Origin of the sequence: Trebonia kvetii, assembly GCF_007827045.1 — a bacterium.
In the GTDB taxonomy this organism is placed as follows: domain Bacteria; phylum Actinomycetota; class Actinomycetes; order Streptosporangiales; family Streptosporangiaceae; genus Trebonia; species Trebonia kvetii.
Genome location: NZ_RPFW01000011.1, coordinates 1 through 22,917 on the forward strand (window position 1 = coordinate 1; position 22,917 = coordinate 22,917).

Sequence of the window (22,917 nt, forward strand, 5' to 3'; positions counted from 1 at the left end):
ATCTCTCGCAGAACGGTGCAAACCGGGCGATCCTGGCAGGGGTGGTCCATCAACTGGCAACCGGGGTGGTCCCATCCCCGTGGCAATAACCCTCGGCAGGTGGTCCCATGCTCATGGCAGATGACACGGGCGGATGGCTTTTTCGGGCGATAACGCACGGCTGTACTGGCTGGGCCACTGGCTTCCCGCGGGGATCCTTGTTCGCGATCCTGGCCAAGGATACTTTCCCGCATGGATCGGATCGCTGATCGAGCGCTTCCGCCACGCCGTTGAGCACCGCGACCTGTGGCGGGTCCTGTGGGACAAGAAGTTGACATGGCCACGAGGCGAGATGTCCATACATGCCGTTGCGGGGAGCAGCAAGCTCGCTCTTACCGGACCCCATCGGGGCGACTAGGACCCGCAGCGCGCCATCGGGCACCTGGACTAGGGGATCAGCGTGCTCGGCCATCCACACCAGGACGGCGTCAAGATGGTCGTCAGCGACAGGGAGCGGGTCCGCCGTCGTGCCAGCGACTCCCGCACCGCACGGTCCAGCGCTTCGTCGCGTGTACGGAGGCGAGGCGAGAAAGGCAGCTTGGCGGCGATCGCATCGACGACTTCATCCAGGCCGAACGACTGCCGTAGAACCTCGACAACCTCGGCGTCGGTCAGCGCGGGCTGCGTGATCGCGGCTTGCTGCTGGATCTCTACCTAGGCTCGTTTCCACTCGCGTAGCAGCTCAGCCGGGAAATGCTGGGGTGTGTCGTCTACCTCTGAGGCATGCGGCTTGCACAGCAAGATCAGGTTGCCGAACCCGCGGTTCTCTTCCCGGCTCATCGCTGCGTTCCACCGGGGGCCGCCTTCGCGACGGGCGTGGATGTGTGCGACCTCGCTGTTGAGAATCCTTTCGCCGGTCTCGCTCACCCGGTACAGCGACTGCATGCACTCCGGAAAGCCACACCGGAGAGCACTCCCGTACAGTGCCTTGATAGTGGCATCCGTTGGAACAGGATGCTCGACCGGCCCAATCGTCCCCTCGCCCGTATTCACAGGCTCTTTCCTACCAGGGTCCGGACTCAGATCCGGAGCGCTCGCACGATGTCCGCGCGAACGCCTTCGACCGCCGCCGGGCACGGTGTGGGTTTCGGCGAGCCAGTGGCTTATCCGCACCTTGGTTTCGCCAACTTCTGCCCTGGCCGCTGCTCGGGCAGACACGGCGGCGTAGAACTCGCGGGCAAGCCGGAACAAGGGATGTAAGCAGGAGCCACGCAGGCGACAGTGCCCTGCCTGTCGCCTGGGTTTCCCGCCCAGCCGTGCAGCTCCTCACAAGGCGGCAATGCCGCCGAAGGCCCAGGCTGGGTCAGGACCCGCGGGAATCCGGCAGAGATGTTGCGCCGCCGTGTCCATTCGTGGACCCCCCGTTCGAGGCATAAGTAGCAGCGGCCGGAAGACCTGGCCGCCCGAGTCCTTGAAGGAGATGTCATGCGGAAGATCGTGGCGGGGCTTATGGTGTCGGTCGACGGCGTGGTAGAGGCGCCGGAGAAGTGGACCGGCCGGTACTTTAGCCACGAGATCGGCCAGGTGATCGGGTCGGTCATGGCCGCGGGTGACACGATGCTGCTGGGCAGGGTCACTTACCAGACTTTCGCCGCCTCGTTCGCCGGGAATACCAGCGACCCGATGGCGGCCGGGATGAACGCCGTTCCCAAGGTGGTGGTGTCCGCCACCCTGGAGCAGGCCGAGTGGGAGAACTCGACCCTGATCTGCGGCGACGTTGCTCAGGAGATCACCCGGCTCAAGGAACAGCCGGGCAAGAACATCAACATCAGCGGCAGCCCCACCCTGGTCACCTATCTGCTGCGTCAGGGCCTGCTGGACGAGCTGAGCCTGCTGCTGTTCCCAGTCGTGGTCGGCGCCGGCATGCGCCTGTTCGACGGCGAGGGCAGCCCCGCCACGCTGACGCTGGCCCGCTGCGACGCATTCAGCACCGGCGTAGTGCACCTGACCTATCACGCCGACAGCGCCTGACCTCCGGCCGCCGCAGTCTTCACGCTGCGGCGGCCGGTAGCACCAGCAAAGCAACCACGAGGAATACATGGAGAACCATCATGAACACAGTGACGTCACAAGACGGAACCAAGGTCGCCTACGACCGCACCGGTTCCGGCGACCCCGTGATCCTCATCGGCGGCGCCTTCAGCTATCGCCGCTACCCCGGTCAGGTCAAACTGGCCGAGCTGCTTTCCGCCCGGTTCGCGGTCTACAGCTACGACCGCCGGGGACGCGGCGATAGCGGGGACACGCCTCCTTATGCCGTTGAACGCGAGATTGAGGACCTCGCCGCCGTGATCGCGGCGGCTGGCGGGCGCGCCCACGTGTGGGGCCTGTCGTCCGGGGCGGTCCTCGCCCTGGAGGCGGCCGCGGCCGGCCTGCCGATCCGCAAGCTGGCCGTGCAGGAGCCGCCACTGGGGGTCGATCCCACCGACCGGCGGCTGCCGGACGACCTGCGCCCGCGCCTCACCGGACTGATCGAGGCCGGGCGGCGCGGCGAGGCGGTCCGCTGCTACATGGTGGACGGCATGGGAGCGCCGCCGTTCGTCCCCGGCCTGCTGCGCCTGATGCCGGGGGTTTGGAAGCGGCTGACAGCGGTCGCGCACACCCTGCCCTACGACGCCGAGCTTGTCGAGCCTTATCAGACCGGGCGGCAGCTTTCGGCCGGCCAGTGGGCTGCTGTCACCATCCCCACACTGGTGATGTGCGGCCCCGAGAAGGAGAGCCCCGGCTTGCTGCGCCACGGCTCGGCGGCGGTCGCGGCCGCGCTCCCGGATGCTCGCCTCGTCGAGCGCCGCGGCCTCGGCCACGCCAAGAAGCTCACGCCGAAGGTCATCGCGGCTACCCTCACCGAGTTCCTCACCGACACCGGACCCCGGGCGTCGACCCCCGCCGGTGGCCGCGCAGCCATGTGACAAGGAGACCATCATGACCGAACGCGTCCAGGGTCCCGCCTATTACTTTCCTTCCATCGAGAAGAAGTACGGCAAGCCCATCGACTACTGGCTTGAGCTGATCAACTCCTGCCATCTGACCAGGCACAAGCCACTGGTCGACTGGCTCAAGGCCGAGCACGGCATCGGCCACGGGCACGCCACCGCCCTGGTCGGCTATGCCCTAACTCACCGCGACGTCGACGGCACGGAACTGAAGTCGTGACACCCTCTTCCGGAAAGGCAGAACGCGCATGAGGAAGATCATCGCCGGGCTGTTCATCACCCTCGACGGGGTCGTGGAAGCCCCGGAGAAGTGGAACCTGCCCTACTACGACGACGAGCTGAGCGAGGCGGTCATGCCACTGCTCGCCGGTGCGGGCACCCACCTGTACGGACGGCGCTCCTACGAGCTGTTCCGCAGGGTGTTCACCGGCCCGGCGGCCCCGCCGCATGCGGAGATGATGACCACTACCCCGAAAGTTGTCGTCTCCACGACCATGAAGGACCCCGGCTGGGGTCCTACGACGGTGATCGGCGGCGACGTCGCCGCCGCGCTGGCCAGGCTTAAGCAGCAGCCAGGCAAGGACATCACCGTCGGAGCCAGCGGCATCCTGATTCGGTTCCTGCTCGCCGAGCGCCTGCTTGACGAACTCCGGCTCCTTGTCCACCCCGTGGTGGCCGGCACTGGCACGCGCCTGTTTGAGCACGATAGCGGGCATGTGCCGCTCACGCTCTTGGAATCTCGCGCCCACCGCAACGGTGTCGTCGCGCTCCGCTACGCGCCGGAGTCCTGACGCCCACTCCATGACTCAGGACGCAAGGTCTGACGGCGGCCTGGTCGGTCAGGTATTCGGGTCGCATTCGGCGGCGCGCTGCAGAAGGACGGTCCGTTCGGGGTTGTTCTTGGTGAGCGAGGCGGCCCGGCGGAACTCGCCGGCCGCCTCGTCGTGCCGCCCGAGCCTGGCCAGCAGGTCGCCGCGCACGCTGGGCAGGTGGTGATAGCCCGCCAGCGCGGGGTCCCCCGTCAGGCGGTCCACAATGTCCAGGCCGCGCGCGGGGCCGAACGCCATCGCCACCGCGACGGCACGGTTCAGTTCCACCACCGGGGACGGCGTGAGCACGGCCAAGACGTGGTAAAGCGTCGCGATCCGCTCCCAGTCGGTCTCCGCGGCGATGTGCGCTTGGGCGTGACAGGCTGCGATGGCCGCCTGCAGCATGTACGGGCCTGGGGGGCGGCCCAGCCACTCGGCCCGGAGCAGGGCGGTGAAACCGCGCCTGATCAACAGCTGGTCCCAGCGGCCGCGATTCTGTTCGAGCAGCGGTACCGGCAGCCCTGCCGGGCTGAGCCGGGCCGGGATCCGCGACGCCTGGATCTCCATCAGCGCGACCAGGCCATGTACCTCGGGTTCGGCAGGCATCAGCCCGGCGATCACGCGGCTGAGGCGGAGCGCCTCGGTGCAAAGCGCCGGTCGCATCCAGTCGTCCCCGGCCATCGCCGAGTAGCCCTCGTTGAACACCAGGTAGAGCACCTCGAGCACGGACGCCAGGCGGGCCGGCCGCTCGCTCGGCGGCGGCACCTCGAACGGGACCTGCTTGCTGGCCAGCGTCCGCTTGGCCCGCACGATCCGCTTGGCGATCGTCGGCTCCGGTGCGAGGAACCCGCGGGCGATCTCCTCGGTGGTCAGGCCGCCGAGCAGGCGGAGGGTGAGCGCGATCCTCGCCTCGGTGGATAGCACCGGATGACAAGAGATGAACATCAGCCGCAGCAGGTCGTCATCGATCCGCTCCTCGTCAAGCACTGCGTCGAACTCCGCCGGGACATCGTGTTGCGCGATTTCCAGCTCGCGGCCGAGCAGGTTGAGCTTGCCGCCGAGCCGTTCGTCGCGCCGGATACGGTCGATGGCGCGGTGCCTGGCAGTGACCATAAGCCAGCCGCCGGGGTTGGCCGGGATGCCGTCGGCCGGCCACTGTTCCAGCGCGGCGACCAGCGCGTCCTGCGCCAGCTCTTCGGCCAGGCCGACATCGCGGACTAGCCTGGCCAGGCTGGCGATGATCCTGGCCGACTCCAGCCGCCACACCGCCTCGACCGCGCCATGCGCCGCGGGGTCGGTGGTCATTAAGCGTCGGGGCCGAACACCTGACGGATGTCCCCCTCACCGTCGCCGACGATCTTCCAGAACCGCCCGGCCAGCTCCACCGCCTCCTCCTTCGACCGCACCTCGATCAGCGCAAAGCTGACGATCACCTCCTTGGACTCGGTGAACGGCCCGTCGGTCAGCGTAAGCTTCCCGCCGGACGCCGCGACGTGCGTGCCACGGTCCAGGCCGCCCGTCGCTAGCAGCACCCCGGCCCGGGTCAGCTCCTCCACAAACCGCCCCATCTCCGCGTAGAGTTGCTCATCCGCCGGTGCGCCGCCGCCGTTGACCGTCATCATGAAACGCATCGCCAGACCTCCGAAAAGAATCGCTGCTGCGGCGCCCGTCCAGCCAGCTAGTCCTGCGGGTCGAAGCGCCGCAGCACCCTGGCCTCGCGGCCGTCGATCGCGGATGCGTTCGCGCGGGGACGGCCACGAGGAAATCGTAGCGGCCCGCCCCGGCGCGGCGAGATCCGCCGCCCGAAGCGGCTTGCCAGCCGGCCAGGCCCGAGAGGCTTCACCAGAGATGCGAAGGTGGCGGCGCCTGGCTCCGTCACCTCCCGCGGCCTGGCCCGCGACCTGCTCACCCTCCGGGTCAGGCTGCCCGCCCGGGTCCCGTCCGGGTTCCACGGCAGCCGGGCCGGCGCGGCCGTCCTCGACCGCGCAGTCAGCGCCGCCCGCCAGGCCAGGGGAGAATAAGGCCGGCGCTGTCAGCCGTGCCGCGGTGGGGCTGCCTTGTTGATTCCGCTCCAGTGCTCGGCGAGCTTGCCGTTCTTGACGCGGTAAGCGTCGTAGGCGTAATACGGCCAGCTGCAACCAGAGCCGCCGGGCTCAGGCTGCGGCAGGCACGCGGCGGTGACCACGATGTCTCCCTCGGCCAGCAGTACAGCGGGCTCAGGCGGGGCCGCCACCGGCGCGGGGACGGCCCCCGCCACGCGCGGTGTCGAGGAGGCGAGCCTGCTTACGAATTCCTCGAGCCCGCTCCGGCCCTGCGGCATGTGCGAAGAGTGCTGGTGATAGTCCTCGGCGACGAAGTCGCCGACGGCGCCGGGGTTCATGGCGCCGAAGACGCGGTCGTAGAACTCGCGCACCAGTTGCTTGTTGGCCTCGAGGTTGGTCGCGCCGACGTGGCGGGGCTGGGTTGCGCGGTCACGCCCGACGGCAGGGTCGGGCGGCTGGTAGAGCGGCACGTACTTGTGGGTGTTCGGCCAGCGCTCGGCGAGCTTGCCGTCACGGACCCGGTAGGTGTTGAACGAGTAGTAGTCGTACGTCTGGTCGGGACTACCGGGTTCGGGCTGCGGCATGTAGAAGCAGACGGTTACGAGGTCCTCCTCTGCCACCAAGAAGACCGGGGTGGGCAGTTCCACGGACTCCCGGAGAAAGTCAAGGACGACCTGCTTGTTGGCCTCGGCCTGGCCGGTCGCGGCCATCGCTCAGCCCGCCACCTTCGCCAGGCCGCCGGCGAACATCGAGAACGGCGGGAGTCCGAGCACCTGGCGCCCGTTGATCTCTGCCAGTGGATCAATCCGGATCGCGCCGTGGCTCGCAAGCACGCGGATGTCGCGGACCGAACGCTGGATCGGGTTGGACAGCGCAGCGGTCGAGGAGCCGATCGCCACCTGAAGGCTGTTGATCGCGTCTTCGCACAGGTTCGTCGCGTACACCAGGTCCATCGTCATCTCGGACTCCTCGGGAGCGGAGAAGTCCTCGCCCGCCAGCGAGCGCCGGTCGATCTCGTCCGCGTGCGCCCGCATCAGCGTGCCCGCGTTGTTGATCATGGCCCGCGCCTTGCCGGCCACGACCTGCACGGACGGCATCTCTGCCACGGACGGGTAGGGCAGGTTGAACGGCTTGCGCTTGCGGGCCTGTTTCGCGAAGCACTCGAGCACGCCTGCGGCCATCCCGAGAGCGATCGACACGTTGTAGAGGCATACCGTCAGCATCGCGCCGCGCATCCCGGCGCGGAACGCGAGCCCACTGTAGCGGTTCGGCGCCTCGTCCATGATCGGGCCGAGCTCGGCCATGTCGACGAGGCGGTGGTCGGGCACGAAGACTTCGCCGCTGGTCGTTATCCCGTTGCTCGAGGTGCCGGACAGGCCCATCACCTTCCAGTCGTCGAGGATCTCGAAGTCCTCGCGCGGCAGCAGCGCCATCCCGCGGCCCGGGTGGCCGCCGAGTTCGAACTCGACGCCCACGGCTGCCCATGCGGTGTGCCTGCAGCCGCTGCCGAACGCCCAGCGGCCGCTCACCAGCCAGCCGCCGTCAGCGCGGCGGGCCGTGCCGACGCTGGTGGAGAACACCGACGCGCCGATGCACAGCGGCCCGACCCACGTGTCCCGCTGCGCGAACACTTCATCGACAAGCGGCTGCGGGAACATCGAGACCATCCGCAGCCCGCTGCCGACGAAGGCCATCCACGCCGCGGAGCCGTCGCCGCGGGCCAGCGCGCTGACGATCTCGACCACGTCGCGGGCGCCGAGCGCGTACCCGCCGAGCTCAGGCGGCACCGCCATCTTGAAGATGCCCGCGTCCGTCAGGGCGCTCAGGACGGCCGGGGTCATCGCTCCCTGCCGCTCGATCTCCGCCGCCTCGCCGCGCAGCATCGGCACCATGGCGGCGGCTGCGTCCCGTAGCCGCCTGCCCGCTTCGGATTGCGCCGTCAGCTCAAGTGTGTCTGCCATTGCCTACCTCGTCATAGATGGTCGCGCTGACCGTACTGATCGGTACAGTGCAGATGGACTGTACCGACCAGCACAGAGACGTGTCAAGGTACCCGTGAGTGGGCGCGGAGCATGGCTCATTTCGGCACGGTTTCTAACCGGTACGGTACAGTCCAGTTATGACGAGTACTCCCACTGCTGGCAGGCAGGTGAGCGCACGGCGCAGGCCCGGTGCCCGCGACAAGCGCAAGCAGGTGCTGGACGCCGCGGTGCAGCTTTTCCTGGCGAACGGTTTTGATCAGACGTCGATGGACGCGATCGCGGCGCAGGCGGGTGTGTCGAAGACGACCGTGTACGCCCACTACTCGGATAAGCTCGCGCTCTTCAGGGCGGTGGTAGAGCGCTCGGGCCGGGCGCTTGCCGTGCAGATGGACGAGTCGCGGCTTCGCGGGGAGCAAGATCCGCAGGTGCGGCTCGCTGAGATCGTCCTCATCGTGCTCGAGGCGACGACATCCCCCGAGTTCCAGGCTTTCCTGAGGGTGATGGTCACGGAGAGCGGCCGTCACCCCGATCTGGCGTTCGCGGGGGAGTCCGCGGGACTGGTCGACGTGATCGGGCTCATCGCGTCGACCCTGGAAGACGAGGCGGAGCGCCACGGTTACGAGCTCGCGGACGCCCGCATGTTCGCCACTGTCCTGCTGCGGATGGTCGCGTCGGGCCCGCAGCTGGACTCGCTGCTGTTCCCCGAGTTCCGGCCCGAGCACACGCTGCTTGATTCCTACGCCCGCTGGATCACGGCGATCTTCCTGCGCGGGATCCAGCCGCGGACGGGGGACGCCCGCGAAGTGGCGCCGCCCGCCGGGAGCTACGGCTACCCCTGGCTACCGGAAACGGGGGGCCGCCGGTAGCAAGGGGCAGCCACAGCGCCCGCGGCCCTCGCCGCGGACGCTGTGCAGGAAGGCCGGCTAGTCACTCTGCTGTGCTGCTCGACAGAAGCGGTGGCCTGCTTCAGCGTCTGGGCGGCGCGGGCCGGAAGCCTGCCCCGGGCGCCGGGGGTTCGAAGCCAGCCATCTTCATGAACGGCTCGAGCCCGAGGATCTCCCGCCCGTTGATCTCCGCCATCGGGTCGAGCCGCAGCGCACCGTGCGTCGCCAGGATGCGGACATCGCGCACGAACCGCTGAATCGGGTTGGACAGGGCAGCCGTCGATGAGCCGAGCGCGATCTGCAGCGAGTCGATGGCCTCCTCCAGCATGCTGATCGCGAAGATCAGGTCCAGCGTGACCGCGGGCTCATCCTGTGGGGTGTAATCCTCACCGCGCAGCGCACGGCGGTCCAGTTCGTCGGCGTACCCGTAGATCGTCGCCCGCGCCACGTTGATGGCGGCACGCGCCTTGCCGGCCGTCACCTGGACCGACGGCATGTCCGCCACCGTCGGGTAGGGGAGGTTGAACGGCTTGCGGCGCCCGGCCTGCTCGGTGAAGCACTCGAGGCAGCCCTCCGCCATCCCGAGTGCCAGGGCCGCGAAGCTGACAGGGACGAGCAGCATCAGTCCGAAGGCGCCGAACTTGAACCCGGGGCCTTCGTAGCGACCGCGCAGCGCGTCAATCATCGGGGGGATCCCGGCCATGTCGAGGACCCGGTGCTCCGGAACGAAGCCCTCATCGCCGATGGTCGTGATGCTGTTGCTTGACGTGCCCTGTAGCCCCATCACGTGCCAGTCGTCGAGGATACGGAACTCCTCGCGCGGCAGCAGCGCCATCGCACGGTGCGTCCGCCCGCCGGCGTCGGCGTACTCGATGCCGACCGTGGCCCAGGCCGCGTGCTTGGATCCGCTGCCGAACGTCCACTTGCCGCTGATCATCCAGCCGCCGTCGACCTTCCGCGCCTTGCCGACCACGGGTGAAAGCAGCGAGGCGCCGCACATGATCGGCCCCAGCCAGTTCAGTGCGTCCCTGAACACCTCGGCGACCGTCAGCTCCGGGAACACGAGGGTGTTGCGGGTGGCGGTGGCGACGACCGTCAGCCAGCCTGCGGCGGCGTCGCCGCTGCCCAGGGCCGTGATGATCTCGGCTATATCCCGGGCGCCCAGGGCGGTGCCGCCGTACTCGGCGGGAAGCGTGAGCCTGAAGACACCTGCCTCGCTCACGGCCTTGAGTGTCTCCGGCGTCAGAGCCCCGGTCCGCTCGCCCTCTGCGGCGTTCGCGCGCAGGACCGGGATCAGCTCCCTGATCTCGTCGCGGATCCGCCGCCCGGTCGCGCTCAGGAACTCCGACTCCCGCCGCTGCGGAACCGGCGCTGCGCCGGGGCCGTCGATCTCCGTAACGGCCTGTTGACTCATCTTCAACCTCCCAGATCACTCACTGATGGCGCAGGTCACCGTGCGCCGACTGGCATGCCGCGCCCGGCCGGCGGCGGGGGCGGTGGCTGCGGCGGCGGGCTGTTGCGCAGCTCGCTGAGCGCATTGGTCCACCGGAGCAGTTCGTCAAGCATCGGGCCGACCGCGCCCGCGACGGGCGGCGGCGGGTTCAGGCCGGCCGGGCTGAGGTGCTCGAACACGAACGGGATGGCGACACCTTCAGGGATCGTAACCATCCGCAGGGTGGTGAGGACCTGCTTGAGTGCCTGGACGGAGCGCAGCCCGGCCGCCACGCCGCCGTAGCTCACGAACGCGGCCGGCTTGTATGCCCATTCGTCGTGGAGGAAGTTGACCGCGTTGAGCAGTGCAGGCGGCGGCCCGTAGTTGTATTCCGGCGTGACGAACAGGAAGGCGTCAGCCGTGCTGACCTTCTCGCTCCAGCGGAGCGTGTGTTCCTTCGTGTACTTGCGCATCCGCGGGTGGTTGGGCTCATCCAGGAGCGGTAGCCGCATCTCCTCGAGATCCACCAGTTCGACGTCGAACCCGCCGTGCTCGGCCGCCGCCTCGGCGGCCCAGCGGCCGATCGGCAGGCCGGCCCGACCGGGCCGCGTGCTCGCGATAGTGACCTGTAGCTGTGGCACTGGGTGCTATCTCCTTGTCGGTCGGCGTACCGGGGTGGCCGCACGCTATTCCGGTGCCGGCCCCACGCCGGGCTTGCCCTTCTGGCCCGGTCCCCAGTGCTCGGCGAGCTTCCCGTTCCTGACGCGGAAGATGGTCGGGATGAACCAGTCGTACGTCGAGCCTGGTGCGGTCGGATCGGGCATCGGCTTCTGCATCATCAGGCAGACCAGGTCGCCCTCGACGATGAGCGCGACCGGGGGCGGCGGCACATCACCGTTGAGCGGGAGCATGCGGAATCCCTGGGCTAGGACCGCGCGCCCGTTGCCCGGCACGTTCGGGTCGTGCTGTATGTAGTCCTCGACGAGGAACCGCTCGAGAATCCCGTCGATCTCCTCCTCAACCCGGCGGCTCACAACCATCCGCGCGAGTGCCGCCTCGAACTCGAAGACCAGGCGCTTCAACGCGGCCACCGCTGGTGTCGCCGCCTGGGACATCGCCTCGGCGAAGTCCTCGCGGTCCATCCAGGTCTCGAAGAAAGCGGGATCGCTGATCTGCGCGACTCCGCCAACGACCGTGTACTCCTGCAACTCTCCTCCAGCCAGTTCCATTGCTGTCGTGGCCCCGCTACGTCTCCCGAATAGTACTGTACGGTGCAGTGTTGTCAATGGATTTATTATTTGCGCGAAGAGCCTGCTTACCGAGACCTTGGCCGCCTGCTGACGATGTCCTTGACAATAAACTGTACCGTGCAGTACGGTCACAACAATTCTCCGGTAAGAGAGGTTTTCGTACGCGATGACGGCATTTACGAAAGAGACGATGGCGGCCGGCAGCGAGATGAGCCTGCCTCCCGGCGGGGGCTCGGCTGCCCGCTCGGCGTCGGATCGGTTCCTGAGCGCTACCGGGAGGCGTATCAGCGCCGAGGCCAGGAACCTGATACCGCTCTTGCGAGACCAGGCGCCGGCGAGCGAGCAGTTGACGCATCTGACCTCGGCCGCGATCGAGGCGCTGACGGCAGCCGGGATCTTCAAAATGACGATGCCACTGGAATGGGGTGGCCTTGCCCTCGGCGCCCGCGACCTCGTGGAGGTCATCTCCACCGTCTCAGAGGGCGATGGGTCCGCCGGGTGGTACGCCTTCGTTGGTGTCGGGCTGCGGAACGCCCTGATGCTGGACCAGCGGGCGGTCGACGAGATCGCGGCGAACGCCGCCGGGCACGCCGGCCCGCTGGTGGTCGGCGCGTCGGTGTTCGCGACGACCGTCGGCGCCGGGCGCCGCGTCGACGGCGGCTGGATGGTCAAGGGAAAGTGGGCCTTCGGCAGTGGCTGCAGGCACGCGCCGTACGCGCTGGTGGGTGTCGAGTTCGACCCCGCGCACGGAAGCGGGCGCGGCGTGTGCGTCCTGGAGCGCGGTCAGTACGAGATCGTCGATGACTGGCACGTGATGGGGCTTGCCGGCACCTCGAGCAACGGCCTGAAGGCGGACGAGGAGGTCTTCGTCCCTGACTACCGGTTCATGGACCTCGCGGAGGTTCCCGCACGCCTGGAGACCGTCCGCGAGCGGTACTCGGGACTGGCGTTCCGCCAGAGCGGTCCCGCGCTGCTGCTCGTCGTTTCCCTGAGCGGTGTTGCCGTCACGCTGGGGATGGCACGAGGGGCGCTCGCCGCCTTCATCGAGCAGGCCCCCAAGCGCAAGCCGTTCAACCTCCCCTATCCGACGGTGGCCGACATGCCCTCGGTGCACGTCGCCGCCGGCCGCGCCCGGGCGATGATCGACACCGCCGCCGCGGTGATCGAAGGATGGGCGAGCGAGGTTGACGCGCGGGCCGAACAGGACCGCGGCTTTGGCCCCGACGAAGAATCGCAGATCACTCTCGGTCTCGCGTACGCGTCCAGCCTGTGCGAAGGGGCGATCAATGGCCTGCAGCGGACGCTGGGCTCGTCGACCGCATCGCTGAACAACCCGATCCAGCGTTTCGCCCGGGATGCCCGCGTCCTGAACTCGCACGGCGCGCTGCGGCTCGACCCGCAGGCAGAGATCACCGGCAGGCGGCTGCTCGGCCTCGAGCCCTTCCTGATGATGGGCGGCGCGGTGCCGGATGTCTCGGCTCGCTGACTCCTGCGGTGCGGGACTGTCGCCGCAATAGGTCACTCCGGGAGTCGGCACGTGACGGCCTGACGAATTGCTTCGGGACCCTATGGCTAATGCTGCCTGTTCCGGCGGAGACGCCGGGATAGCGCTCACTCTCGAGGAGGAGAGAATGCCCAACGGCATTAAGAACGGCATACCGAGACGCCGGCAGATCTGCCTGGCCGTCGCGGTCATCGGAGCGACTGCTGCGGCCACCGCGTGCGGATCTTCGAGCTCCGTGAAGTCCACGGGTGCGGCCGCTAGCACCGCCGTGTCGATCGGGACCAACGCCGACCCGGCAGCGTTCGGATACGACCCCGCGGCGCTGTCCGGCGGCGGCGAGACGACGTTCTGGCAGGGGCTGTACAGCTCGCTGTTCACCACCACGTCGGTCGGCGCGGTCGAGCCGCAGCTCGCGACCAGCTACACGTTCAACGCGGACAAGACCGTGCTGACCCTGCAGCTTCGCCAGGGGGTGAAGTTCACCGACGGCACCACCCTGACCTCGACGCTCGTCAAGCAGAACCTGGACCGCAGGTCGGACCCCACGCTTGGCGCCTACGGCATGTTCGCCGCGGGCGGCACGGCCGCGATCGTGAGCGTCGCGGCCCCGAGCCCGTCCACGGTGGTCATCACCTTCGCCAAGTCCCAGGCGTCGGCTCCTTCCCTGCTGGCCGACGACGCCGGCCGGATCGTGGGCGGCAAGGCGATCGCCAACCCCAAGTCGCTGATGACCCAGCCGGACGGTTCCGGACCCTACACGCTGTCCGCTTCCGGCACTGTCAAGGGCAGCAGCTACACGCTGGCCAAGAACACCAGCGCCTGGGACGCGAGCTCGTTCCCGTACTCGAGGGTCGTGTTCAAGGTCCTGCAGGACTCACAGACCATGGCCAACGCGCTGGTGTCCGGCCAGGTCCAGGTCGCCCAGCTCGATCCGTCCGTTATCTCGTTCGTGAAGTCGAAGGACAGCGTGGTCGAATTCGCTGGCACCATCTACGCTTCCCCCCTGTTCGACAAGCTCGGCAAGACCTCCGAACCGTTCGCGAGCGTCAAGGTCCGCCAGGCCCTGTCCATGGCGGTCAACCGCGCTGCCATCGCGAAATTGCATCCCGGTGCCGTCGCCACCGCCAGTTTCTTCCCCCCGGGCACTCAGGGCTACGACTCCAACCTGGACACGACCTACGCATACAACCCCGCGAAGGCTAAGCGACTGCTGGCCGAGGCGGGCTACCCGCACGGCTTCTCGTTCTCCGTTATCACCGTCGGCCCCCAGATGGACACCGATCTCCAGGCCCTCCAGCAGGACTGGCAGGCCATCGACGTACACATGACCATCCAGCACGCGACCTCGTACGCCGAGGGACTTCAGGCTCAGTCCACGACCCCGATCGGGTACAACGACTTCACGATCGGCCGCGACCCGCTGGGGTTCGTCAACGCCTTCCTGCTCGGCGGCACGTTCAACCCGCAGCACGCGACTGACGCGCAGATCACAAGCGCGCTCCAGGTGGCGGAGAGCGAGGGCGGCAACTCGGACACCGCGGCGCTCAAGAGCCTCGATGACGCGGTCGTCAACGAGGGCTGGATGTTCACCTTCTATGCGCAGCCGGCCGAGATCGGCTACGACTCGTCCCAGGTCCAGGTCCCCAAGTCGTCCGGCGCGTCGGTCTTCCCGCTGCTGTCGAGCGTCGCTCCCGCCGGCGCGTAATGGCGGGTTACCTGGCCCGCCGCGCCCTGCTGGCGCTGGTGACCATCGCCGTGGCGGTCGTGCTCAGCTTCCTGCTTGTCCACCTGGCGCCGGGCAGCCCCGGTCAGCTGATTCTCGGCGCGGGCGCGACAAAGGCGCAGATCGCTGCCAAGAACAGCGAGATCGGCTGGAACCAGCCGCTGCTGACACAGCTCGGCCGCTACCTCGGCGATGTGGCTAGGGGCAATCTCGGCACGTCGATTATCGACGGGCATTCCATCGGGCATGACCTAATGCAGAGACTGCCCGTCACCGGCCTGATCGCGGTCCTGGCCGCCGCCAGTAGCGCGGTCGCCGGGACCGCGCTCGGCCTGATCGCGGCCACCCGCCGAGGTGCCGCGGACCGGGTCATCGACACCGCAAGCGGGATGGCGCTCTCGCTGCCACCGTTTTGGGCAGGCGTCCTGCTGGTGTACGCGCTGTCCATCAAGGCCAGCCTGCTGCCGGCCACGGGCTATGTGTCACCAGGGCAGAGTCTGACCGCGTGGCTGCAGAGCATCACCCTCCCGGTCATCGCGCTGGCGGTCCCCGCCACCGCGATCGTGGCGCGGACGGCACGCGCAGCGCTGGCCCAGGCGCTGCGCCAGCCGCACATCCAGATGCTCCGATCGCTTGGCGAGCCGCCATGGCGCCTGCTCCTCATCCACGCGCTGCGGTCGGCCAGCGTTCCCGTGGTGTCGGTCCTTGGCGTCCAGTTCGTGGCGCTGTTCAGCGGCTCGGTCATCATCGAGAACCTGTTCGCCCTCCCGGGACTCGGGCAGGCCGCATCGAACGCCATCACCTCCTACGACTTTCCCGGGGTGGAAGGCGTCGTCATCATCGCCTCGCTGGTCGTAGTGCTGGTGAACCTCCTGCTTGACCTGCTCGTCGCAGGCATCGACCCGCGAGTGAGGGCAACGTGAGCAGCACCACGGAACGGGCACAGGCCCAGGCGGCGGCCAGGCCGGCGCCCGGCCGGAGGCGGCTGCCCCGGTTCCTCCGGCGCGCGGGTGGGATCTTCGGCGCGGGATGGCTCCTGCTCCTCGCGATCCTTTCGGCGACCGCGTCGCTGTGGCAGCCCTACCGGCCCGACGCGCAGCACCTGACCGGTCGCTTGCAGGGCCCGGGCGGCAGCCACTGGCTCGGCACCGACGACCTGGGCCGGGATATCCTGACGCGGATCTTCGCGGCCAGCGGTCCTGCCCTGCTGGCCGCCGCGCTGAGCGTCGTGGTCGCATTCGCCGTCGCGATCCCGCTGGTACTGGCGGCCGCGGAGCACGGGCGCCGTGTCGAGCGCCTGACCAGCCGGTGCGCCGAGGTCATGCTTGCGCTGCCCGTCACTATCATCCTGCTCGCCTTGATCGGCGCGGTGGGAGGCGGTGACATCTACCTGATCATGGCGGTCCTTGGTCTGCTGATGTCGGCCGCGGTCTACCGCACCCTGCTCGGCGTGGCGCAGGGCCTGCACCGGCGGCTGTACGTCGACGCCGCCCGCGTCGACGGCGTCGGGGCGGCACGGATCGGTATGAGGTACATCCTGCCGGGAATGGCGACCGTGACCGCGGTCCAGGCCTCGCAGATGTTCGCCATGTCACTCCTGATCCAGTCCGGCCTGGCGTTCATGGGATTCGGTCCCGCGGCGCCGACGCCGAGCTGGGGCGGCATGATCGCCACGGCGTCGCAGTACCTCTACACCGATCCCTGGATGATGGTTCCGGCCGGCGTGGTGCTGGCGCTGACGGTGATCGCCGCCAACACGCTCGGTGATGCGCTGGCGGCCTCTCCGCTGGACCATGAGCGCAAGCGCCGGCTTCAGCGGGCTCGCCGAAAGGCCGGACCCCACCCGCTGAAGCCCGCGCGCCGCCTGCTGACGCAGGCGAGCCGTCCGCTGACGCCGGCGGCCCCCGCGCCCGGCACACCGCTGCTCGAGGTGACCGACCTCAGCCTCGGGCTCACGGGAGGGCCGGACCTGGTGACCGGCCTCACGCTCTCCCTGGAGGCCGGCGACGTCATCGGCCTGGTCGGCGAGTCGGGGTGCGGGAAGACGCTCAGCGCGCTTGCCCTGCTTGGGCTGCTCCCGCCGGAGGTGTCGCTGGCCGGCGGATCGGTCCGGTTCGAGGGGCGCGAACTGGCGGGACTGAGCGAGCGGCAGCTCCGCCCGCTGCGCGGGCGCAGGATCGCGATGATCCCCCAGGATCCCATGCTCGCGCTCGATCCGCTGTTCACGGTCGGGTTCCAGCTAACCGCGCAGCTGCGGCGGTTCCGCCGGATCGGCAGGAAAGAAGCCACCCGGCTGGCGATCGAGCAGCTGAGGCTCGTCGGCATCGCCGACCCCGCGCGGGTGCTGCGCGCCCGTCCCTACGAGCTGTCTGGCGGGATGGCCCAGCGGGTGACGATCGCCATGGCCCTGGCCGGCCAGCCCAGGCTGCTCATCGCCGACGAGCCCACGACGGCCCTGGACGTGACCGTGCAGGCGGAGATACTTGACCTGCTGCGCGGCCTAGTCGAGGACACGGGCGTGGCCGTCATCATCGTCAGCCACGACATCGGCGTAATCGCGGACATCTGCGACAAGGTCGCCGTGATGTATGCCGGGCACATCGTCGAGCAGGGCCCGGCCGCGGAAGTCCTGGAAGGCCCGCGGCACCCCTATACCGCGGCCCTGCTTGCCGCCAATCCGCATCTGGCCGCGGACCAGCCGGTTCCCGGGCGCTTGGCGACGATCCCCGGCCACGTCCCGGCGCCGGGCAGCTGGCCGGCTGGCTGCCGGTTCGCGGCGCGGTGCGCGTTCGCGCAGGAGCAGTGCCAGACCCCGGTCGACCTCACCGCCCGAGTCGACGGGACAGTCAACGGCACACTGGTGCGCTGCACCCGGGCAGGGGAGCTCCATGAACTCAGAACGGCAGGCCAGTGTCGGTCCCGCGACCGGGAGCTGCGGAGGGAGCGTTCATGAACGAGGCATCCCATGCGCATGCGCTGACGGTAAAGAACCTGTCGGTGTGCTACCGGTCCGGCTGGCGGCAGCAGCCCGTCACCGCGGTGGACGACGTGAGCTTCGAGATCGCCGCGGGCGAGACCGTCGGTCTTGTGGGCGAGTCAGGGTCGGGGAAGTCCACGATCGTCAAGGCGGTACTCGGACTGGAAAGCCCGAGCGCCGGCAAGATCACCCTGAACGATCGCGATATCACGCACACCTCTGTCCGGCAGCGGCGCGCGATGGTGGGCGAGCTGCGGGCGGTCTTCCAGGACCCTTTCTCGTCGCTGAGCCCGTTCCAGACGGTCGGGCAGACCGTCACTGAGCCGCTCCGCAGGCAGCAGGTTAGCGCGGGCCGGGCTCGGGAACTTGCGGCCGACGCGGTCACCTCCGTGGGCCTGCACGAGGACGCGCTCGGCCGCTATCCGCACCAGTTCTCCGGCGGCCAGCGCCAGCGTATCGCCCTGGCACGGGCCCTGGTGAGTGACCCGGACGTCATCGTGATGGACGAGCCGGTAAGCGCACTTGACCTGTCCACGCAGGCCCAGGTGCTCAACCTGCTTGCCGAGCTGCGCGACCGGCGGCGCCACGCGATCCTGTTCGTGGCTCACGACCTCGGCGTGGTGCGCTTCCTGTGCCAGCGAGTGATCGTCCTCTACCGCGGCATGGTGATGGAGTCGGGCACCGCGGCAGATGTGACCGCCCGGCCGAAGCACCCGTACTCCATCGCGCTGACCGCGGCGGCCCCGGTTCCGCGGCCAGGGGAGCAGGGCAGGCGCCGGGCGGTACGGCGGGCCGTCACCGTGCGGGCCAGCGCTGGCACGGTGCAGGCCAGTGACAGCAGTGAACAGGGGAGTGCCGGCTGCCCGTTCGCGCCGCGCTGCCCGGACGCCTCGGAGGTGTGCCGGGCGCAGCGGCCGCTCGCGCGTCAGCTGGAGGGGCGCGTGGTGGCCTGCCACCATGCGCACTGAGCCGGTGAGCGTGATTGACATGAATCATACTGAACCGTACAGTACAGATATGAATAGCGTAGATGCTGCGCATTTCCGTAGCGTGCTGTCGTCATATCCCACGGGCGTCGTGGTGGTATGCGCGGACTCGCCGCGCGGCCCGGTCGGCATGTCGTGCAACTCCTTCACCGCCGTGTCGCTGAGCCCGCCGCTGATCGCGGTGTGCGCGGCGGACACCTCGACCACGTGGCCAGGCATCCGCGAGGCAGGGCGCTTCTGCGTCAGCGTGCTGGCCTCGGACTCCGCGGAGATCTGTGCCCAGTTCGCCAGGAAGGGCGCTGACCGCTTCGCCGGCGTCGATGTGCGCCCGCGCTCGCACGGGCCGGCCATCGGCAACGCCGCGGCGTGGCTCGACTGCGAACTGTACGACGAGATCCGGGCCGGAGACCACACGATCGCGCTTGGCCGGGTCGTGGCGCTCGAGCGGCGCGAGGAGGCGGCGCCCCTCGTCTTCTGGGCCAGCAAGTACGGAACCGTGGCGTCGTTACCCGTGGAGGAACTGATGATGACAACCCCGTCCACCCGCTACCGGATGCCCGTCGGCTTCGGCCCGGCGCCGGGCCCGCGGCAGAAGGCCGACGGCACCGAGTGGACAGCGGAGCAGACAGGGACGATGCGGCAGGAGTTCGTGACCCTCGACTTCCTCGGCCGGGCCGAGCAGCTCGAGCGGCTGCTGCCGCCGGGCTTCCGCCTCCGCGGCGAGCCCGTCGTATCGGTCCAGCTAGGGTTCTTCCGCGACCTGTACTGGCTGGCCGGCCGGGGCTACGGAGTGCTCCACCCCCTCATCCCCGTCACCTACGAAGGCAGGACGGAGACGATCGAGGGAAACTACATGCCGGTCATCTGGGAGGGGCTGGCCGACGCGGTCGTCACCGGACGCGACGAACTCGGCTTCCCCAAGCTCGCCGCCGACTTCGCTGACCTGGACGTTGACCTCGAACACGGCAGCGTGACCGGGACAGCGTCCTGGCTTGGCTTTGAGTTCTTTTCCGCCGCGCTGGCCGGCCTGACCGAGGTGCGCGACGCGCGGCCGCCGGCGGGCGCGCCCATGATCACCTTCAAGTACGTTCCGCGCACCGGACGGCACGGCGCGGGCGGCGCCGACATCGCGCACGTCACGACCGGTGCCGCCGCCGCGAACGGAGGCGGACAGGCCGCGGGCAAGAATCCGGCGGGCGGCTACCGCCGCTGGGAGGGGGCCGGCGAGCTCACCTGGCACCACGCCAAGTTCGAGCAGCTGCCGACGACCTTCCACGTCGTCAATGGCCTGGCCGACCTCGACGTCGTGGAGTACCGCGGGGCCGCGTACTTCCAGGCCGCGCTGCCCGGACACGTCATCTCGGGTGACGGGCAGCGCATCGTCGAACCGGCGGAAGACCTCCGCCACGCCGCTTTCTGAATCGGAGGATCATCGCATGCGACTCGCCAACCTGGGGAACCGCCCGGTGTTGCTGACCGACGGCGGCGCCATCGACCTGGAACGCGCCAGCGACGGCACGTTCGACCCCGACTTCCTCGAGGTCTACTCCCGCTGGGACGAGGTCCGGGACTTCGCCGCGGCCACGACCGCGTTCCCCGCGCCGTACGACCCGGCGAGCCTCGGTTCCCCCGTGCCGCTGCCCCGCCAGGTCTTCGGCATCGGGCTGAACTACAAGGACCACGCCGAGGAGACCGGCGTGACGTTGCTCCCGCCGGAGCCGGTGGTCTTCACCAAGTTCCCGACCTGCCACACCGGGCCCGAGGCCACGGTCGCGCTGCCGAGCAGCCGGGTCGACTTCGAGGTGGAGCTCGTGGTGGTCATCGGCCGGCGGGCGGAGCGCGCCGCCGAGGCCGACGGGTGGGGCTACGTGGCCGGCCTCACCGTCGGCAACGACTTGTCCGAGCGCACCGTCCAGCTGGCCGGCCCGGTTCCGCAGTTCTCGATGGGGAAGTCCTACCCAGGGTTCGGCCCGACGGGACCCGCGGTGGTGTCGCTTGACGAGATTCCCGATCCGGAGAACCTGGACATCAGCTGCCGGGTCGGCGATGAGGTGCTGCAGAGCGGCAACACGAAGAACCTGATCTTCAGCGTGCCCGCCCTGGTGTCCAGGCTGTCGGCGATCTGCACGTTGCTTCCCGGCGACGTCATCTGGACCGGCACGCCCGCAGGCACCGGCATGGGCCGCAAGCCGGAGCGGATGCTCCGGCCCGGTGAGACCCTCACAAGCACAATCGGCGGCATCGGGGAAATCAGCACGCGCCTGGTCGCCGCGCCCGGCTACATCGAGCGAGACTGACATGCCACTGCACCGGCTCACCGGCATCACCATCGGCGTACCGAACGTCATCGAGACGGCCGCCTATTACGCGGACTTCGGCCTGACAAGAACCGGCGCTGCGGCCGGCGGGCAGGCCGTCACCTTCGCCACAGCCGACGGCGGCGACCAGCTCACGCTGGCCGCCGCTCCCCGCCGCCGGCTGCTCGACATCGGCGTTGGCGTCGACGACCCCGACGACCTCGACAGGATCGCGGTCAGCGTCGGCGCGCTCGGGCTGCCGGTCACCCGCACCGCCGCCTCGCTGCACGTGACCGACCCGGGCACCGGCGTGCGGGCCACCGTGGAGATCGCATCGCGGCTGCGGCAGAAGCCCGTCCCATCCCCGGGCCACAACGGCCCAGGTGCCATCGTCCGCACCACCCAGCGGGCGCCAGGCGTGCTGCGGGACAGGCCCGTCCGGCCGCGCAAGCTCGGGCACGTCGTCGTCGGATCGACCGACGCCGAGTCCAGCCACCGGTTCTTCACCGAAGGCATCGGCTTCAAGGTGAGCGACCGCATCCCCGGCGTCGCCGCCTTCATGCGGTGCTCCACCGACCACCACAACCTGATGATCCAGCAGGCGCCGGTCACCATGCTGCACCACACCTCCTGGCAGGTGGACGACGTCGACGAGATCGGCCGCGGCGCCAAGACGCTGCTCGAAAAGGATCCGGGCCGCCACGTGTGGGGCCTCGGCAGGCACCACATCGGCTCCAACTTCTTCTGGTATTTCAAGGACCCGGCGGGAAACTTCTCCGAGTACTACTCCGACATGGACTGCATCGTGGAGGACGCGCTGTGGACGGCAGGCGACTGGACCGACTCACGCGCCCTGTTCAGCTGGGGCCCGCCGCCGCCGCCGTCGTTCATCGAACCCGAGGACCTGGCCGGCCTGATGACCAGCGCCCACGGAATGGCCAGCGCCCACGGGTCAGCTGGCCCGTCACGACAGGAAGGCTGACAAGCCCGTGCCCTATACGACCGTTGCGAACCTCGGCCGGTTCCTTACCGGGCCGGCACCTTGTTCATGGACCAGGTTCTCGGCGCGCAGGACTTCGGCGGAGGCGCCAAGGCCCTCGTCCGCGAGCGGATCAAGAACGCGCTTGCCCCCAACGGATCCTCAGCCCGGGCAAGTCCGGAATCTGGGAACTGCACGCCGCCCCGACGCACCGCCGCCCGGCGTGCTCGCCCCGGACGGTAACTGACGCGCACGCACCCGTTCGGTATGAAACAGCAAGCATTATCCCGAACGGGTGCGGGTAACTCCGCAGGCGACCGCCGCCTTGGCGCCGTCGGGACCTTGCTCTCATTCCCCGCCGTGGTCGGGATGCATCCACGGATAGCGGTGGGGGCTCGGCGGGGCGGCAAGCTCGGCCCCGTCCTGGGAGCGCAGGGAACGCAGGAACATGTCGAGGACCCAGCGCGCGTGCCTGGCCAGGAAACCCGGCGCGGGCCGGAAGGCGGTATCGCACAGGGCGTCGACTTGCAGGCTGCCGACGGTCATCCGGACCAGCAGCATTCCGTGTGCGGCCGGGTCGGCGAGCCGGTAGCCGTGGTCGCGCGCGTCTTCTTCGAGCAGGGCGCCGATGACATCGAAGACATGCGGCTGGCCGCGCCGGAACAGCGTCTGCGCGAGTTCGGGTTGCCGTGCGCTCTCGGTCACCAGGACGCGCAAGAACGCGAGCCCCGGCCCGGACAGCGCCTCATGCAGCACGGTCAGCAGCACGTCATGCAGCCGCTCCTCGGCGCTGGCGCTCTCCCGGAGCGCGAGCTGGTCAAGGTCGAGATCGAGTGCGCTACCCCGTTCCTCGAAGACAGCGCGGAACATGCCGGCCTTGTCGCCGAAGTGCGCGTACAGCGTCGTCTTCGAGACACCGGCCGACGCCGCGATGGCATCCATCGAGGTGTTGTCGAATCCGTCCTTGAGGAAGAGCTCCATCCCGGCCCGCAGCTCGCGCTCGCGTTTGGTCGGCCTCGGCGTGCCAGTCGCGGGACCGGCGGATGGCGTGCGGGACTTGCGGGCGGGGGCGGGCATCGC

Annotated in this window: 24 protein-coding genes; 15 read left to right on the forward strand and 9 right to left on the reverse strand. The window is 69.1% G+C overall.

The genetic code is table 11. The features are described from left to right. Positions 1 to 133 precede the first annotated feature (133 nt). The gene (locus EAS64_RS48100; protein WP_500691528.1) at positions 134 to 397 is read left to right on the forward strand and encodes a DUF8371 domain-containing protein; all 264 of its coding nucleotides are present in this window, start codon (positions 134 to 136) and stop codon (positions 395 to 397) included. A gap of 296 nt (positions 398 to 693) precedes the next feature. Here the strand turns inward: EAS64_RS48100 and EAS64_RS44255 are convergent, their stop codons facing one another. Continuing rightward, complete coding sequence (locus EAS64_RS44255) at positions 694 to 924, reverse strand: hypothetical protein (RefSeq protein ID WP_187366522.1); 231 nt, start codon at positions 922 to 924, stop codon at positions 694 to 696. A 540-nt stretch (positions 925 to 1,464) separates the two neighbouring features. Here EAS64_RS44255 and EAS64_RS39780 point away from each other — a divergent pair. The 4 genes from EAS64_RS39780 to EAS64_RS39795 all read left to right on the forward strand — a co-directional run bounded on the left by EAS64_RS39780 (position 1,465) and on the right by EAS64_RS39795 (position 3,763). Next, a complete protein-coding gene (locus tag EAS64_RS39780; RefSeq protein WP_145861880.1) occupies positions 1,465 to 2,010 on the forward strand; it encodes a dihydrofolate reductase family protein in 546 nt (181 codons plus the stop codon). Positions 2,011 to 2,090: 80 nt separating this feature from the next. Next, positions 2,091 to 2,948 (forward strand): alpha/beta fold hydrolase, encoded by an 858-nt coding sequence (locus tag EAS64_RS39785; RefSeq protein WP_145861882.1) that lies wholly within the window; start codon positions 2,091 to 2,093, stop codon positions 2,946 to 2,948. A 13-nt stretch (positions 2,949 to 2,961) separates the two neighbouring features. After that, positions 2,962 to 3,192: a DUF4287 domain-containing protein gene (locus EAS64_RS39790; RefSeq protein ID WP_145861884.1), complete on the forward strand. Its 231-nt coding sequence runs from the start codon at positions 2,962 to 2,964 to the stop codon at positions 3,190 to 3,192. Between the two features lie 28 nt (positions 3,193 to 3,220). After that, positions 3,221 to 3,763 carry a dihydrofolate reductase family protein gene (locus EAS64_RS39795; RefSeq protein ID WP_145861886.1) on the forward strand — a complete coding sequence of 181 codons (543 nt, stop codon included), beginning with the start codon at positions 3,221 to 3,223 and terminating at the stop codon, positions 3,761 to 3,763. Between the two features lie 48 nt (positions 3,764 to 3,811). Here EAS64_RS39795 and EAS64_RS39800 read toward each other — a convergent pair whose 3' ends face one another. Continuing rightward, complete coding sequence (locus tag EAS64_RS39800; protein WP_145861888.1) at positions 3,812 to 5,086, reverse strand: RNA polymerase sigma factor; 1,275 nt, start codon at positions 5,084 to 5,086, stop codon at positions 3,812 to 3,814. Next, positions 5,086 to 5,412 (reverse strand): YciI family protein, encoded by a 327-nt coding sequence (locus tag EAS64_RS39805; protein WP_145861890.1) that lies wholly within the window; start codon positions 5,410 to 5,412, stop codon positions 5,086 to 5,088. Before EAS64_RS39805 ends, EAS64_RS39800 begins: the two co-directional genes overlap by 1 nt. A 225-nt stretch (positions 5,413 to 5,637) precedes the next feature. Here EAS64_RS39805 and EAS64_RS44260 point away from each other — a divergent pair, with 225 nt between their 5' ends. Then, complete coding sequence (locus EAS64_RS44260) at positions 5,638 to 5,802, forward strand: hypothetical protein (protein ID WP_187366523.1); 165 nt, start codon at positions 5,638 to 5,640, stop codon at positions 5,800 to 5,802. A gap of 11 nt (positions 5,803 to 5,813) precedes the next feature. On the opposite strand, the gene EAS64_RS39815 is transcribed toward EAS64_RS44260, so the two are convergent. Together EAS64_RS39815 and EAS64_RS39820 are read right to left on the reverse strand one after the other, a co-directional pair. Further along, positions 5,814 to 6,533 (reverse strand): nuclear transport factor 2 family protein, encoded by a 720-nt coding sequence (locus tag EAS64_RS39815; protein WP_222849961.1) that lies wholly within the window; start codon positions 6,531 to 6,533, stop codon positions 5,814 to 5,816. Between the two features lie 3 nt (positions 6,534 to 6,536). Then, positions 6,537 to 7,784 carry an acyl-CoA dehydrogenase family protein gene (locus EAS64_RS39820; protein ID WP_145861893.1) on the reverse strand — a complete coding sequence of 416 codons (1,248 nt, stop codon included), beginning with the start codon at positions 7,782 to 7,784 and terminating at the stop codon, positions 6,537 to 6,539. Between the two features lie 158 nt (positions 7,785 to 7,942). Between EAS64_RS39820 and EAS64_RS39825 the strand changes: the two genes are divergently transcribed. Beyond that, entirely contained in the window at positions 7,943 to 8,671 is a 729-nt protein-coding gene (locus EAS64_RS39825) for a TetR/AcrR family transcriptional regulator (RefSeq protein ID WP_145861894.1), read from the forward strand. Between the two features lie 100 nt (positions 8,672 to 8,771). On the opposite strand, the gene EAS64_RS39830 is transcribed toward EAS64_RS39825, so the two are convergent. Genes EAS64_RS39830 through EAS64_RS39840 form a run of 3 tightly spaced genes read right to left on the reverse strand, consistent with a single transcriptional unit; the run spans position 8,772 to position 11,329 of the window. Next, positions 8,772 to 10,103 (reverse strand): acyl-CoA dehydrogenase family protein, encoded by a 1,332-nt coding sequence (locus tag EAS64_RS39830; RefSeq protein WP_145861896.1) that lies wholly within the window; start codon positions 10,101 to 10,103, stop codon positions 8,772 to 8,774. 35 nt (positions 10,104 to 10,138) lie between these two features. Continuing rightward, positions 10,139 to 10,762 (reverse strand): NADPH-dependent FMN reductase, encoded by a 624-nt coding sequence (locus EAS64_RS39835; RefSeq protein WP_145861898.1) that lies wholly within the window; start codon positions 10,760 to 10,762, stop codon positions 10,139 to 10,141. A gap of 45 nt (positions 10,763 to 10,807) precedes the next feature. Continuing rightward, the gene (locus tag EAS64_RS39840) at positions 10,808 to 11,329 is read right to left on the reverse strand and encodes a nuclear transport factor 2 family protein (RefSeq protein WP_145861900.1); all 522 of its coding nucleotides are present in this window, start codon (positions 11,327 to 11,329) and stop codon (positions 10,808 to 10,810) included. Positions 11,330 to 11,537: 208 nt separating this feature from the next. On the opposite strand from EAS64_RS39840, the gene EAS64_RS39845 reads away from it, so the two are divergent. From EAS64_RS39845 to EAS64_RS39885, 8 genes are all read left to right on the forward strand, one after another. Further along, on the forward strand, positions 11,538 to 12,857 hold the full coding sequence (locus EAS64_RS39845; protein ID WP_222849962.1) for an acyl-CoA dehydrogenase family protein: 1,320 nt from the start codon (positions 11,538 to 11,540) through the stop codon (positions 12,855 to 12,857). Between the two features lie 145 nt (positions 12,858 to 13,002). Continuing rightward, the gene (locus EAS64_RS39850) at positions 13,003 to 14,580 is read left to right on the forward strand and encodes an ABC transporter substrate-binding protein (RefSeq protein WP_187366524.1); all 1,578 of its coding nucleotides are present in this window, start codon (positions 13,003 to 13,005) and stop codon (positions 14,578 to 14,580) included. Continuing rightward, on the forward strand, positions 14,580 to 15,521 hold the full coding sequence (locus tag EAS64_RS39855; RefSeq protein WP_145861904.1) for an ABC transporter permease: 942 nt from the start codon (positions 14,580 to 14,582) through the stop codon (positions 15,519 to 15,521). The genes EAS64_RS39850 and EAS64_RS39855 overlap by 1 nt, the downstream gene beginning before the upstream one ends. Continuing rightward, a complete protein-coding gene (locus tag EAS64_RS39860; RefSeq protein ID WP_145861906.1) occupies positions 15,518 to 17,551 on the forward strand; it encodes a dipeptide/oligopeptide/nickel ABC transporter permease/ATP-binding protein in 2,034 nt (677 codons plus the stop codon). The genes EAS64_RS39855 and EAS64_RS39860 overlap by 4 nt, the downstream gene beginning before the upstream one ends. Continuing rightward, entirely contained in the window at positions 17,548 to 18,543 is a 996-nt protein-coding gene (locus tag EAS64_RS39865) for an ABC transporter ATP-binding protein (RefSeq protein WP_145861908.1), read from the forward strand. The genes EAS64_RS39860 and EAS64_RS39865 overlap by 4 nt, the downstream gene beginning before the upstream one ends. 49 nt (positions 18,544 to 18,592) lie before the next feature. Continuing rightward, positions 18,593 to 19,981, forward strand: a complete 1,389-nt coding sequence (locus EAS64_RS45310; protein WP_222849963.1) for a flavin reductase — start codon at positions 18,593 to 18,595, stop codon at positions 19,979 to 19,981. 16 nt (positions 19,982 to 19,997) lie between these two features. Beyond that, positions 19,998 to 20,858 carry a fumarylacetoacetate hydrolase family protein gene (locus tag EAS64_RS39880; protein WP_145861910.1) on the forward strand — a complete coding sequence of 287 codons (861 nt, stop codon included), beginning with the start codon at positions 19,998 to 20,000 and terminating at the stop codon, positions 20,856 to 20,858. 1 nt (position 20,859) lies between these two features. Next, positions 20,860 to 21,840 (forward strand): VOC family protein, encoded by a 981-nt coding sequence (locus tag EAS64_RS39885; protein ID WP_145861912.1) that lies wholly within the window; start codon positions 20,860 to 20,862, stop codon positions 21,838 to 21,840. 345 nt (positions 21,841 to 22,185) lie between these two features. Here EAS64_RS39885 and EAS64_RS39890 read toward each other — a convergent pair whose 3' ends face one another. Beyond that, positions 22,186 to 22,914: a TetR/AcrR family transcriptional regulator gene (locus EAS64_RS39890; protein WP_187366525.1), complete on the reverse strand. Its 729-nt coding sequence runs from the start codon at positions 22,912 to 22,914 to the stop codon at positions 22,186 to 22,188. Positions 22,915 to 22,917: the final 3 nt, after the last annotated feature.